Annotated in this window: 13 protein-coding genes; 2 read left to right on the forward strand and 11 right to left on the reverse strand. The window is 72.3% G+C overall.

The features are described from left to right. Positions 1-37 precede the first annotated feature (37 nt). The 10 genes from HJG52_RS09205 to HJG52_RS09250 all read right to left on the reverse strand — a co-directional run bounded on the left by HJG52_RS09205 (position 38) and on the right by HJG52_RS09250 (position 11,108). A complete protein-coding gene (locus HJG52_RS09205; protein ID WP_171243318.1) occupies positions 38-1,789 on the reverse strand; it encodes a DEAD/DEAH box helicase in 1,752 nt (583 codons plus the stop codon). A 152-nt stretch (positions 1,790-1,941) separates the two neighbouring features. Further along, positions 1,942-2,916: a zinc metalloprotease gene (locus HJG52_RS09210; RefSeq protein ID WP_171243319.1), complete on the reverse strand. Its 975-nt coding sequence runs from the start codon at positions 2,914-2,916 to the stop codon at positions 1,942-1,944. Between the two features lie 162 nt (positions 2,917-3,078). Beyond that, the gene (locus HJG52_RS09215) at positions 3,079-3,387 is read right to left on the reverse strand and encodes a DUF3039 domain-containing protein (RefSeq protein ID WP_171243320.1); all 309 of its coding nucleotides are present in this window, start codon (positions 3,385-3,387) and stop codon (positions 3,079-3,081) included. Between the two features lie 139 nt (positions 3,388-3,526). After that, entirely contained in the window at positions 3,527-5,167 is a 1,641-nt protein-coding gene (locus HJG52_RS09220; protein WP_171243321.1) for a hypothetical protein, read from the reverse strand. 19 nt (positions 5,168-5,186) lie between these two features. Beyond that, positions 5,187-5,735 carry a YqgE/AlgH family protein gene (locus HJG52_RS09225; RefSeq protein ID WP_171244077.1) on the reverse strand — a complete coding sequence of 183 codons (549 nt, stop codon included), beginning with the start codon at positions 5,733-5,735 and terminating at the stop codon, positions 5,187-5,189. 79 nt (positions 5,736-5,814) lie between these two features. Continuing rightward, on the reverse strand, positions 5,815-7,929 hold the full coding sequence (locus HJG52_RS09230) for a DEAD/DEAH box helicase (protein ID WP_171243322.1): 2,115 nt from the start codon (positions 7,927-7,929) through the stop codon (positions 5,815-5,817). Positions 7,930-8,140: 211 nt separating this feature from the next. Further along, entirely contained in the window at positions 8,141-8,530 is a 390-nt protein-coding gene (locus HJG52_RS09235) for a VanZ family protein (RefSeq protein ID WP_240977768.1), read from the reverse strand. Then, a complete protein-coding gene (locus HJG52_RS09240) occupies positions 8,523-9,983 on the reverse strand; it encodes an NAD-dependent malic enzyme (RefSeq protein ID WP_171243323.1) in 1,461 nt (486 codons plus the stop codon). Before HJG52_RS09240 ends, HJG52_RS09235 begins: the two co-directional genes overlap by 8 nt. A 16-nt stretch (positions 9,984-9,999) precedes the next feature. After that, positions 10,000-10,443, reverse strand: a complete 444-nt coding sequence (locus tag HJG52_RS09245; protein ID WP_171243324.1) for a hypothetical protein — start codon at positions 10,441-10,443, stop codon at positions 10,000-10,002. A gap of 29 nt (positions 10,444-10,472) precedes the next feature. Beyond that, positions 10,473-11,108: a class I SAM-dependent methyltransferase gene (locus tag HJG52_RS09250; RefSeq protein WP_171243325.1), complete on the reverse strand. Its 636-nt coding sequence runs from the start codon at positions 11,106-11,108 to the stop codon at positions 10,473-10,475. 23 nt (positions 11,109-11,131) lie between these two features. On the opposite strand from HJG52_RS09250, the gene HJG52_RS09255 reads away from it, so the two are divergent. Further along, positions 11,132-11,749 (forward strand): SIMPL domain-containing protein, encoded by a 618-nt coding sequence (locus HJG52_RS09255; protein ID WP_171243326.1) that lies wholly within the window; start codon positions 11,132-11,134, stop codon positions 11,747-11,749. Between the two features lies 1 nt (position 11,750). Next, positions 11,751-12,143, forward strand: coding sequence for a thioredoxin (trxA, locus tag HJG52_RS09260; protein ID WP_171243327.1), 393 nt, complete (start codon positions 11,751-11,753; stop codon positions 12,141-12,143). Positions 12,144-12,253: 110 nt separating this feature from the next. On the opposite strand, the gene HJG52_RS09265 is transcribed toward trxA, so the two are convergent. Then, a complete protein-coding gene (locus HJG52_RS09265) occupies positions 12,254-12,859 on the reverse strand; it encodes a GNAT family N-acetyltransferase (protein WP_346767656.1) in 606 nt (201 codons plus the stop codon). Positions 12,860-12,901: the final 42 nt, after the last annotated feature.

Raw genomic sequence — 12,901 nt, forward strand, 5'->3', positions numbered from 1 at the left:
GCCCCATAGGGGGCTCACAATGCAGGGCGCCCGAGAGTCAGCGGCGGCCGACGAGCCAGTTGCGGATCTTGTCGATGCGAGCGGCCACCTGGTCTGAGGTGGCCGCGTCCAGGGCCGGCCCGCCGCATGCCCGCCGCAGGTCGTTGTGCACGACGCCGTGGGGCACGGACTGCTTGCGGGCGTAGGCCGCGACGAGCTTGTTGAGCTCCTTGCGCTGCGCGGCCAGCGCGCGGTGCGCCGACACGGGCGCGGCAGCCGCCTTCGGCCGCCGGCTGCTCTGGGCGGTCTGCCGCTCGTGCAGCAGCATTGCCACCTGGTCGGGCTCGAGCAGCCCGGGCAGTCCGAGGTACTCCTGCTCGTCCTCCGACCCAACCGCCGCGCCGAGCCCGAACTGCTTGGCGTCGAAGAGCACGTGGTCGAACTCGGCATCGGACTCCAACGCCTCGAACGCCGGCTGGTCGATGTCCGGCGTGCTGGCGGTGCGGTTGGCCGCCGCGACCAGCGCGTCCTCCTCGGCCCACATCGACGCCTCGGTGTCGGCCGCCGTCACCCGGTCGAGGGCGTGGTCGCGCTCCTCCTCCAGCCGGGCGGCGTGCTCCAGGATGACGGGCACGGACGGCAGGAACACCGACGCCGTCTCCCCACGCCGCCGCGCCCGCACGAACCGCCCCACCGCCTGGGCGAAGAACAGCGGCGTCGACGTCGAGGTCGCATAGACCCCGACGCACAGCCGCGGCACGTCCACGCCCTCGGACACCATGCGCACGGCGACCATCCAGCGCGACTGCGACGCGGCATACTCCTCGATCCGCGCCGACGAGCCGGCGTCGTCCGACAGCACCAGCGTCGGCTTCTCCCCCGTGATCGACTCGAGGATCCGGGCGTAGGCGCGCGCGGCCGTCTGGTTGGACGCGATGACCAGGCCCCCCGCGTCGGGCACTCCTCGCCGCACCTCGGTCAGCCGCTTGTCCGCCGCGGCGAGCACCGCGGGGATCCATTCTCCCTTGGGGTCCAAGGCCGTTCGCCACGCCTGGGCGGTCGCGTCCTTGGTCAGCGGCTCCCCCAGCCGCGCCGCCACCTCGTCGCCCGCGCGCGTCCGCCACCGCATCGCCCCGCCATAGGCCATGAACAGCACCGGCCGCACGACCCCGTCGCGCAACGCCTCGGCATACCCGTAGGTGTAGTCGGCGGCCGACCGACGGATGCCGTCGACGCCCTCGGCGTAGGTGACGAACGGGATCGGCGAGGTGTCGGACCGAAAGGGCGTGCCCGTGAGCGCGAGCCGACGCACCGCCGGCTCGAACGCCTCACGGATGGCGTCACCCCACGACTTGTTGTCGCCGCCGTGGTGGATCTCGTCGAGGATCACCAGCGTCGGCGCAGCCTCCGTGCGCGTGCGGTGCAGAGCCGGCCGGCTCGCGACCTGGGCATACGTCAGCGCGACGCCGTCGTACTCGCTGGAGTGGACGGCCGAGGAGTTGGAGAACTTCGGGTCGATGTGGATGCCGACCCGCGCCGCCGCCTCCGCCCACTGCACCTTGAGGTGCTCGGTGGGCGCGACGATGGTGACCGCCGAGATGGTGCCGCGACCGAGGAGCTCGGTGGCGAGCCGCAGCGCGTACGTCGTCTTGCCGGCTCCCGGCGTCGCGACCGCGAGGAAGTCGCGCGGGGTCGCCCGCAGGTATGCCGTGAGCGCGGCCTGTTGCCAGGCGCGCAGCTTCGACGCCGTCCCCCAGGCCGCCCGCTCCGGGAACGCTGGTGACAGGTGCTCGGCGGCCGACGTACTCATAGGCGAGCCACGATAACCGTTGCGCCGCAATGACATGCCGAGGCCCCGGCCTGCGAGCCGGGGCCTCGGTGGTGTGCTAGGACGCGACCGGTTCGGGTCACGCCGTTGCCGCGCAGGCCACGCGCAGGTCAGCCGCGCAGCTCACGCGCAGGTCAGCCGCGATAGGTCGCCCACTGGTTCTGCATGCGGGTGATCTGGCCCGCGCTGAAGGTGTTCATGCACGAGTCGTCGGTGTAGTCCATGAAGTTCTTGATCGGGTCCAAGCCAGTGGCGGTGCAGGTGTCGCGACCGGTCGGGCAGCCAAACGCCGGGGATGCCTCGGCCGGGGTGTCGGACACGTAGTCACCGGGAGCAGCGCAGCCGCCCTGGAACGTGTGGTACAGCCCCATCCAGTGGCCGACCTCGTGCGTGCCGGTGTCGCCCTGGTTGTAGGGCGACAGCGAGCCACCCGGCAGCGTGCGGTAGTCGAGGACCACACCATCGAGGGTGAGGTTCCCGCCCGGGAACTGTGCGTAGCCGAGGGTGCCATCGCTGAACGTCGTCGAGTACATGTTGAGCACGTTGGTGCTGCCCTTGTGCAGTGCCGTCTTCATCGCCTTGGCGTCACTCGGCTCGCTGCCGTTCTGCGGCATCGCGATGCTGAACCAGTCGCTGTTCGTGGTGGTCTCGGTGCCGGCCAGGGTGAACGAGAAGCCCGCCGACGCGTAGGCGTTGTTGAGCACGCTCAGCTGGCTGTTGATCTGGGTGGTCGTGAGCTTGCCCGCAGTGCCGTTGGTGATGACGTGCCAGTAGACGGGGATCGACGTGGCCACCGTCCGCTTGGCGAGGCGACCGTCCTTGGTGACGAGGCGACCCTGCGAGTCCTGGCTCAGGCCCTTGGCCTTGGCCGCCTTGGCGAACGCGGCCTCCATCGCCTTGGTCTGGGCGTCGGTGAACTGGTGCGGGTCGGTGCGGTTGCCACCCTTGGCCGCACGGGCGGCATTGGTGGCGTCGTCGTTGGTGACGCACGTCGCAGCAGCGCCGGTGGCGGCCGCGAGGGGCTGGGCCTGGGCCGTCGAGCTGCCGAGGGCCAGGGCGAGGCCGGTCAGGGCCAGGGCCGACAGGGCGAGTCGGGGACGAAGCTTCATGAGCATCCTTTCGCGAGGGCCTACGGTCGGGGTCGACCGTGGCACCCGCGCAACGCTAGGTCGCTGACCTGCAGGAACGCGACTGCGGTTCCTCTACTCGCGGTAAAGAAGTCCTCCGGAAAGGGTTGGGTTGGTCAGCATCGCGCCAGCGTGGCGGCCGACCTACTCCTCGCCATCCTGCGGCGCCCGCAGCCCTTCGTAGATCTCCTTGCAGGTAGGGCAGACCGGGAACTTCTTCGGGTCGCGCCCCGGCACCCAGACCTTGCCGCACAGCGCCACGACGGGTTCGCCGGACAGCGCGCTCTCGAGGATCTTCTCCTTGCGCACGTAGTGCGAGAACCGCTCGTGGTCGCCCGGCTCCTGCACCTGCTCCTCGACCTGCTCGCGCTCGAGCACGGCGGTGCTGGTCTGGCGCTGCGGCTCGGCCGAAGGGGCCAGCGGGTCGTCCAGCGGGATCTGGGGCTCGCTCATCCCCCGAGTGTATGCCGCGTGCCCACCACCGCGACCGCCTCACCTCGGCGTCGGCGCCAGTCGAGGGGTCACGGCGCGCTGAACGAGTCGGGGCGCCTTCAGCGCGCCGTGACCCCTCGACGGCCGGTATGCCGAGTGCTCACCTGTCGGACGCGTGCCGGCCGGGTCGCTGGCGCCTGAGGAACCAGGGCGCGGCCAGCTGCCCGGCGCCCCAGCCGCCGATGCCCAGCCCCATGGCCACCGTGAACAGCGACCCGACCAGGCCGCTCCAGCCGGGTGCGAACACCGCGTCGGCGGATGGGTCGTCGCTCTCGGCGTAGGCGCGCAACCGCGTCCCGACGTCGCCGCCCCCACCGACGATGTTCACGTCCGTCAGCCGGCGTCTGCCGTCGTCGCTGGTCCAGTCGCCGTAGTGGTCGCACCCGCCCCTGCCACAGCTCTGCGACAGGACGACGACCGTGCCGGGCTCACCACGCCCTTGGGCCGCCTGCCAGCTGGGGCCGGTCTCACTGAGGCCCCACCACGCCAGCCCGCCGCCTAGGACGAGACCCCCGATGGCCACAAGGACGACCCCGACCTCTCGCGCGCGCTGCCACGGACGGCGGCCCCTCGCGGCCACCCGGTCCACCAGCCGGCCGGCTCCACTGTGCGCGCCGGGCACGGCCCAGCCAGACCAGCCCATCACCGGCCCGACGACTCGCAGGAAGCCGTCCTCGGTCGCCACCGCGACCCAGGACCCGTGGGCCAGCCGCCCGTGGACCACGCCGGGTCCGGCCGGGCGCCGACGGTGAGGGGCCGCGTCACCCACCGGCACCCGTGCCAGCGGTCGGGAGGGTCGTTCCTGGGCGAGGACGATGTCGCCGCCGCTGCGGTGCGCCACGAGCAGCACCCCGGTGGCGGACCCGACCCGGGCGACCCGCCGGGGTGAGACCGCCAGCCTCCTGACCTCCCGACCCACTGCCCAGCCGAGCACGAGGAGCCCGAGCAGGCCCCACCCGAACCAGTACGTGAGGTCGGCCGGGTTGCCCACGAGCCGCGCCCAGTCCTTGTCCTGCGGGTCGACGAGCACCGGCCACCGGGTGCCCCGGTCGAGGTCCTCCTCGGTGGTGACACGCACCTGCCTGCCGGCCAGCGGCCCGTCCTGGATGCGCACCACCTGCCGGTAGTCGTCGTCGGTGCCGGTCTCGACCACGCCGACGGTGCGGTACGCCCGGTCCAGGTGCTCTTGCTCGGCGGCGGTTCCCCGCAGGTACAGCGCGGCCGACAGCACCACCACCAGGAGCCCGACGGCACCCATCACCCGGGGCACCAATCCCCACCAGCTACCGCCACCGGCTGGTGGCCGAGTCGCCTGACGGTGGGGCACCTGCGCGGCACCGGTGGGAAATGCCTCCACTGCGACCGCCGCCTGCCGCGAGCGGAGCGAGGTGAGGAACCCCGCCAGGCCCAGGGCGACCAACGCGGCCAGCGCACCGGCATACCGGCCGGGGATGCTCGGGTCACCGTAGGCACTGACCAGGCCGAAGGCCGCCCCGGCCAGCAGCGCGGACACCGGCAGCCACCAGAGCGCGACCGCGGAGAACCCGGCGAGCGCCACCACGAGCGGGAAGAGCAGGTCCGGCTCGCACGGCTCGGCGACCGTGCAGGCGCCACCGGGGTCGCCGACCATGCTGGCGACGATCGTCGCCACGAGGGACGCCCACCACACGAAGGGCACCCAGACAGGGGGTTGCAGCGCGAGCCAGCGGTCGGTGCCGTCGCCGGCGGGGGTGGGCATCACGAAGTGGCCGCCGAGCCGCTCAGTTCATCTCGGGGTCGGGCGGGAACGTCGACACGAACGCGAGGTGGTCGCGCTGGCGACGCAGCACCCGCACCCACATGGTCTCGGGATCGTCGTCGAAGGCGTCACGGCTCTCGGACTCCACGACGTACCACGACCCCGTGCGCACCTCATCCTCGAGCTGCCCGGGCGACCACCCGGCATACCCGGCGAAGATCCGCAGGCCCGCGACCTCGGGGATGACCAGCTCGGGCGGGGTGTCGAGGTCGACGAGGGCGACGCCGCCGAACAGGCGCTTGACGCCCATCGGCTCGGCTTCGCCGGGCACGGTGACGATGCCGAGGGCGCTGTCGAGCCCGACCGGCCCGCCCTCGAAGAGCACCGACGGTGACGTCACGTGGGGCTGCCAGTCGGGCAGCACCGCGTCGACGCGAGCGCCGAGCGGCCGGTTGAGCACGACCCCCTGAGCGCCCTCGGCATCGTGGTGGAGAAGCATCACGACACTGCGCGCGAACACGCCCTCAGTGATCTGCGGCGTGGCGACGAGCAGGCTGCCGGAAAGATCCATCGACTCCACGATTCCATTGTGCCTGCAAGGCCGCAGCCCCGGTCGGGTGACGACCGGGGCTGTGGCTGAACGGGTGAGGTCAGGCTCGCGCGGACCGCGGAGCCCGGCCGCGCGGGCCGCCCTGGCGGGCGCCGTCACGACCGTCGCGACCGCGCCGGCCGGGGCCACCGGCCCGCGGACCGCCGCGACGCGGACGCTTGTCGCCCTCGAGGAGGCGACGGAACTTCTCCTCCGGGACGGGTATGCCGCTCGGCGGGGTCGCGCCGGCGGCCGCGAGGACCGCGTCGCCCGGGACGGCCTTGGTCGGCATCGCGTCGACGCCGGCCTCACGGGCCATGCGCTCCATCGTCTTGCGCTGGTGCGGCAGGGCCAGGGTCACGACCGTGCCCTTGTCACCGGCGCGGGCGGTGCGACCCGAGCGGTGCAGGTAGTCCTTGTGGTCGGCCGGTGGGTCGACCTGGAGGACGACCGAGACGTCGTCGACGTGGATACCGCGGGCTGCGACGTCCGTGGCGACGAGGACCGGCAGGCTGCCGTCGCGGAAGGCCCCGAGCACGCGGTTGCGCGCGCCCTGGCCGAGGCCGCCGTGCAGCGCTGCCGCGTAGACACCGGAGTCGCGCAGCTGCTGGGCCACACGGTCGGCGCCGAGCTTGGTGCGCACGAAGACGACGGTGCGCCCCGAGCGGTTGGCGATCTCGGCGGTGATGACCTTCTTGTGCACCGGCTCGATGAGCAGGATGTGGTGGTCCATCGTCGTGACCGAGGCCTTGGCCTCGTCGGTCGAGTGCGTCACCGGGTCGGACAGGTAACGGGCGACGAGCTCGTCGATCCCCTTGTCGAGGGTGGCCGAGAACAGCAGCCGCTGACCCCCGGCCGGCATGCGGTCGAGGATCGCGGTGACCTCGGGCATGAAGCCCATGTCGGCCATGTGGTCGGCCTCGTCGAGGACGGCGATCTCGACCGATGACAGGTCGACGGCCTCGCGCTCGAGCAGGTCCTTGAGCCGGCCAGGCGTGGCGATGAGCACCTCGACGCCACGGTTGAGCGCGGCGATCTGGGTGGTGTACGACAGGCCGCCTGCGACCAGCTTGTGGCGCAGGCCGAGGACGTGCACGAGCGGCTCGAGCGCGTCGGACACCTGCATGGCGAGCTCGCGCGTCGGCACGAGGACGAGCGCGCGCGGGTGGCGCGGCTGGGCCTTGGTGCCGTCGGCGAGGCGGGCCAGCATCGGCAGGCCGAAGGCCAGCGTCTTGCCGGAGCCGGTCTGGCCGCGGCCGAGCACGTCGCGCCCGGCCAGCGCGTCCGGGATGGTCGCGGCCTGGATCGGGAACGGCTCGGTGATGCCGTCACGGGCGAGGCGCTCGACGATGCGCTCGGGCAGGCCGAGGGCGGCGAAGCCGTTGTCCTCCGACACTGTCACCGGGCCCTCGACGCTCTTGCGGGTCGCCTTGACCCAGGTGTCGGCCTCGAGACGCTGCGCCTCGGGGTCGACCTGCTCCTCGAACCGGGGGGCACGATCGTCGCGGTCGAACCGGCGGGCCGGGCGCTCGCCCCGCTCGAACCGGCGCTCCTCGCGGTCGAACCGGCGCACGGGTCGCTGGGTGTGGCCGGCCCGCTCGGTGCGGCGGGCGCGCTCGCTGCGCTCCCAGTGCTCCTGGCGGGCATCGTCGCGGGTGTCGCGGCGCTCGAAGCGGTCGTCCCGACGCTCGTAGCGACGGTCCTGACGGCGGTCGTCACGGCGGTCGCGGCGCTCGAAGCCCCCGCCACCACCGGACCGGCGGTCGTCGCGGCGGTCGTAGCCGCGGTCGTCACGACGGTCGTACCGGCTGTCGCGACGCTCGTAGCCACGGTCGTCACGACGGTCGTACCGGCTGTCGCGACGCTCGTAGCCACGGTCGTCGCGGCGCTCGTAGCCGCGGGTGGGGCGCTCGTCGCGGCGGGCGCCACGCTCGCCGCGGGGACGCTCGGTCCGCGCGTCGTCGCGGTCACGCCAGCGAGGTGAGCGCTCCTCGCGCGGCGCCTTGCCGGCATACCCCTTGGCGCCCTTGGCGCCGGGGGTCGTGGCGGGGCCGTTCTTGGCGGCGGAAACCGACTGTCCGCGGTGCGCCTTCTTGGGGCCCTTCTTCGCGGCAGCCTTCTGGGAGGCAGTCCAACGCGCCTTCTTGGGCGCGCCGGAGCGCAGGTTCTTCGACACAGGTATTCAACTCACTTCAGGTGACTCGAGTAGACACGTCTCGAGCCACCTGGCGAGGGCAACCGGGAAAGACGAGCCTCAGGCCGCTGTGGGCCCGCTGGACCGGATCGACGGTCGTCATCCGGTGGGCATCAGTCGGGATCGGGGACATCTGGTGGCTGCTTCGCCACCCGTTGGCGCTGCCAGCACCGCCGAACTGAGCCCGTCCAGTCTACCAGCACCGGCGAGCCCGCCCGACCACGAAGACGCCCACGGCGAGGGCAACTCCTGTGAGGTCGAGCACTGCGTCCCACGCGTCGCCGGAGCGGTTCGGCAGCAGGAAGTGCTGCACGAGCTCGCTCACCGGGGCGTGCACCGCCATGGCGGTGACGAGGTATGCCGGCCGGATGCCGGCGAGCAGTCCGCTCACCGTGGGCACGAGGAACAGCAGGAGGTGGACGACCTTGTCGGTCCAGGTCACCGGGCCCTGCACGGTCACGCGCGGCCAGTAGAGCGCGAGCAGCTGCACGACGACGAGGACCGCGAAGACCAGGAGAGCGGTGCGGTGCGGACGGGTCGTTCCGGTCGCGCCGGACCCGCGGTGACGGGTGCGGTCAGCCAATGAACTGTGCGTCTTCGGCGTCGATCGACGGCAGGCTCTCGGCCTCCTCGACCGTGGTGCCGAGGACGGCCGCCTTGACCGCGGCAGCCACCACCTTCGACACGTCCGGGTGGAAGACGGAGGGGATGATGTATGCCGCGTTGAGCTCGTCGGGGTGCACGACCTCGGCGAGCGCCTTGGCAGCGGCCAGCATGACGTCCTCGTCGATCGAGGTGGACGCGGCGTCGAGCAGGCCTCGGAAGACGCCTGGAAACACCAGCACGTTGTTGATCTGGTTGGCGAAGTCGGACCGGCCGGTCGCCACGACGGCGGCGTGCTGGGCGGCTGCGGTCGGGTCGACCTCGGGCTCGGGGTTGGCCATGGCGAAGACGATCGAGTCCGGCGCCATGGTGGCGATGTCGTCGCCGGTGAGGATGTTGGGGGCCGAGACGCCGATGAAGACGTCGGCGTCCTTGACCGCGTCCTTGAGGGTGCCGCTGACGCGGCGCGGGTTGGAGTGCTCGGCCGACCACGCGAGCGCCGGGAAGCTGCCGCTGGCGATGTCGTCGCGGTCGGGGTGCACGACGCCGAGCGCGTCGGCGACCACCACGTCGCGCGCGCCGGCCTTGAGCAGCAGCTTGAGGATCGCGGTGCCGGCCGCGCCGGCACCGGACAGGACGACACGGCAGTTCTCGAGCTCCTTGCCGACCACGCGCAGGGCGTTGCGCAGGGCGGCCAGCGTGACGATGGCGGTGCCGTGCTGGTCGTCGTGGAAGACGGGGATGTCGAGTGCCTCGCGCAGCCGCTCCTCGATCTCGAACGCTCGCGGCGCGGAGATGTCCTCGAGGTTGATGCCGGCGAACACGGGGGCGATGGCCTTGACCGTGCGGATGATCTCTTCGGTGTCCTGGGTGTCGAGGCAGATCGGGAACGCGTCGATGTCGGCGAACCGCTTGAACAGCGCCGCCTTGCCCTCCATGACCGGGAGCGCGCCGAGCGGGCCGATGTTGCCGAGGCCGAGCACGGCCGTGCCGTCGGTGACGACCGCGACGGTGTTGCGCTTAATCGTGAGTCGCCTTGCGTCGTCAGGGTTTTCGGCGATCGCCATGCACACGCGCGCCACGCCGGGCGTGTAGATGAGCGAGAGGTCGTCGCGGTTGCGGATCGGGACCTTCGACTCGATCTTGAGCTTGCCGCCGAGGTGCACGAGGAAGGTGCGGTCGGAGACCTTGCCGATCTCCACGCCGTGGACGCCGCGCATCGCCTCGACCAGCTCGTCGGCGTGGACGCTGTCGCGGGCAGCGGCCGTGACGTCGACGCGCAGCCGGTCCGGCCCGGAGGCCGTGACGTCGAGTCCGGTGACCAGGCCACCGTTCTCCTCGATGACGCCGGTGAGCTCGGAGACCGCGGTGGCGCGGGCCGGGAGCGTGAGCCGGACGGTGATGGAGTTGGAGACGGACGGCACGGCGGTCATGGGCGCATTCTTCCCATTACTGCCGCGTAGGCCGAACCGGGGCCTCGCCGGCGACCGCGGCGGACCGGCCCAGGCCTCGGCGCAGCAGGTGCTGACCGGTCACGGCGAGCCACAGGCACACGCCAGCCAGGGGCAGCTCGACCAGCGCCGCCATGGCGAGCGCGATCCAGCGCTCGTCAGGCGTCGGCGCGGTGACCACGTCGAACCACGCGTCGACGACGAGCATCGTGCCGGTGACGGCGGCGGCGACCGGCAGCCACGCACCGACCCGCAACGCGGCATACGAGGTGGCGGCCAGGGCGGCGACGAGCCCGAGGTCGAAGCCCGCCCACGCGAGGTCGTAGTGCGTGGCGGCGCGGTCGCTCGGCAGGCGGATCGCGAGGAACACCACCCATGGCGCGGTCAGCAGCGCCAGGACGGCGAAGACCCACCCGAGCCGGCGCACCGGCTTCTCGGTCATCGAGCCCTCATCGGGCGCTCACCGGGCGCTCATCGGGCGAGGTCGGCGACGAGGAGATAGCGCTCGTGCTCGATCTCCTTGCCCCAGTAGACGGCGTCGGACAGCTGCACGACGGTCGGGTCGCCGCCGAGGTCGCGGACGGCGGCGGCCAGCTCGTCCGACGGGACGCCCGCGCTCCACGGCAGGTCGGGCTTGTCCTTGGCGGACTCCAACCCCCACCGGCCCTCGATGAGGACGATGCGACCGCCCGGCCGCAGCAGGTCGGCCCACCGCTTCAGCGCCGTCTGCGGGTCGGGCAGGGTCCACAGGATGTGCCGGGCGAAGACGACGTCGAGGCTCCCGGGCTCCCACCCCGGGTCGGCCGCGTCACCCTGCTCGATGGTGACGGCGGCCCCGAACGGCGCGGTCTTGGCCCGCGCCAGCGCGACCATCTCGCCGGAGAGGTCGACGCCCTTGACCTGGTGGTCGAGCTCGGCGATGAGCACGCTCATCGTGCCGGTGCCGCAGGCCAGGTCGCCGACGACGCCGGGGCGCGTCGGCAGCCACGTGCGGACGAGGTCCTTCCACGCGGCCCGCACGTCGGAGTCGAGCAGCCCGTGGTCGGGGTAGCTGTCGTACTCGGCGGCGAAGTCGTCCCAGTACGCCCTGATCTGTTCGGTGCCCATCGGGACCACCATAGGCTGCCGTCATGACCGACCACCTCGAGACCAGCGGCCGCGGTCGCGCCACCGGTGTGCCCGACGTCGTGCGCCTCCAAGCCGGTGTGCGCTGCGACGCGGACGACGTCTCCGGCGCCCTCGCCGACGCCGGGCAGCGGGCCTCCGCCCTGGCCCAGGCGGCACGCGACCACGGCGTCGCCGACCGTGACCTGCGCACCACCGGCACCGGTGTCCAGCCGCGCTACGACAAGGACGGGACCGCGGTCGCCGGCTACACGGCATACCAGTCGCTGTCGGTGACGGTCCGCGACCGCGAGCGCGTCGGCGCACTCATCGAGGCGTTCGCGGGCGCAGCCGGCAACGCCCTCACGATCGAGGGCATCAGTCTCGACGTCGCCGACCCCGAGCCGTTGCTGACGGCCGCGCGGGAGGCAGCCTTCGCGGACGCCCGCACCAAGGCGGAGCAGTATGCCGCGCTGGCCGGGCGCGAGCTGGGGAAGGTTGTCGAGCTGTCGGACGTTGAGGCGGGTGCACCCCAGCCGAGGTTCGCCAGGATGGCGTTCGCGTCCGGCGCGGCAGACATGTCGGTCGAGGCAGGGGAACACACGGTGACCGCGACCGTCGCGGTCCGATGGGAGCTGAGCTGACATGGCGAGCGTTGCGCTGACCGCCGACAACTTCGAGAAGACCGTCCTCGAGGGCGGCACCGTCCTCGTGGACTTCTGGGCCGAGTGGTGCGGGCCGTGCAAGCGGTTCGGGCCCGTCTTCGAGGCCGCGTCCGATGAGCACCCCGACATCGTCTTCGGCAAGGTCGACACCGAGGCCGAGCAGGCCCTGGCCGCCGCCGCCAACATCACCTCGATCCCGACGCTGATGGCGTTCCGGGACGGCATCCTCGTCTTCGCCCAGCCGGGCGCGCTGCCCGCGCAGGCGCTGACCCAGGTCATCGACCAGGTGCAGGCCCTCGACATGGACGACGTGCGCAAGCAGGTGGCCGAGCAGCAGTCGCAGGACGACGACGGCCACACCCACACCCACTGACACCCCGACCCCGCCGCGCTGGCGAGTCTTCGGAAGATTACCTACGTTCCAGCGTGCAAATTCCTCCGAAGACTCGCAGGTCCCGGGGGGTCGGCGGGCAGAGCCGGCGGCTAGGGCACCTGGCGGCGCATGACCCAGCGCCACTTGGCGATCTGCCGGTCGCGCTCGAACCCCAGGTCGGCGAAGAGCGTCTCCGGTCCGGTGTGGAAGTACGCGCCCCGCTGGGGTTTGCGGCCCTCCACTTGTTCCGGGTACGCCTCGACGAGCCCACCGCCCGCCTCGGCGATCTGCTCCAACACGCCCTGCACCGCGGCGCGCGCCACGCCCTGCCCCCGGTGCCCCTTGCCGGCGAAGATGCAGCCGATCCGCCAGTCCGGCAGCCGGTCGAGGTCCTTCTCGTACGCCTTGGGGTTCTTGATCCGGGCGACCTCGGTGGGCGGGCCGAACTGGCACCACCCGACGGCCTCGTCGCCGGCGTAGACGAGGACCTGGTGCACCGTGCCCGCGTCGACGTGGGCGCGCTTGGCGTCCCGGTTGCCGGCGGGGCTGCCCGTGAACCCGTCTGGGTGGAAGCCGATGCACCAGCACCCACCCCACACGCCGTTGTTGGCCTCGACGAGTGCGGCGAAGTCGTCCCACGTGTCCGGGGCGAGCAACCGCGTCGTGTATGCCGCGCCCTCACCTCTGGCGCCGCCGCGTCCCTTCGTCGTGCTCACCTTCGGCACCCTACGACGCGTTCCGGACGATCCGCGTCCGCT

This window comes from Knoellia koreensis (assembly GCF_013041615.1).
Lineage (GTDB): Bacteria > Actinomycetota > Actinomycetes > Actinomycetales > Dermatophilaceae > Pedococcus > Pedococcus koreensis.

Excerpts from the sequence above, each read along its gene's own strand:
- HJG52_RS09205 (WP_171243318.1), bottom strand. The coding sequence starts at position 1,789 with ATGAGTACGTCGGCCGCCGAGCACCTGTCACCAGCGTTCCCGGAGCGG.
- HJG52_RS09210 (WP_171243319.1), bottom strand. The coding sequence starts at position 2,916 with ATGAAGCTTCGTCCCCGACTCGCCCTGTCGGCCCTGGCCCTGACCGGC.
- HJG52_RS09215 (WP_171243320.1), bottom strand. The coding sequence starts at position 3,387 with ATGAGCGAGCCCCAGATCCCGCTGGACGACCCGCTGGCCCCTTCGGCC.
- HJG52_RS09225 (WP_171244077.1), bottom strand. The coding sequence starts at position 5,735 with ATGGATCTTTCCGGCAGCCTGCTCGTCGCCACGCCGCAGATCACTGAG.
- HJG52_RS09240 (WP_171243323.1), bottom strand. The coding sequence starts at position 9,983 with ATGACCGCCGTGCCGTCCGTCTCCAACTCCATCACCGTCCGGCTCACG.
- HJG52_RS09245 (WP_171243324.1), bottom strand. The coding sequence starts at position 10,443 with ATGACCGAGAAGCCGGTGCGCCGGCTCGGGTGGGTCTTCGCCGTCCTG.
- HJG52_RS09250 (WP_171243325.1), bottom strand. The coding sequence starts at position 11,108 with ATGGGCACCGAACAGATCAGGGCGTACTGGGACGACTTCGCCGCCGAG.
- HJG52_RS09255 (WP_171243326.1), top strand. The coding sequence starts at position 11,132 with ATGACCGACCACCTCGAGACCAGCGGCCGCGGTCGCGCCACCGGTGTG.
- trxA (WP_171243327.1), top strand. The coding sequence starts at position 11,751 with ATGGCGAGCGTTGCGCTGACCGCCGACAACTTCGAGAAGACCGTCCTC.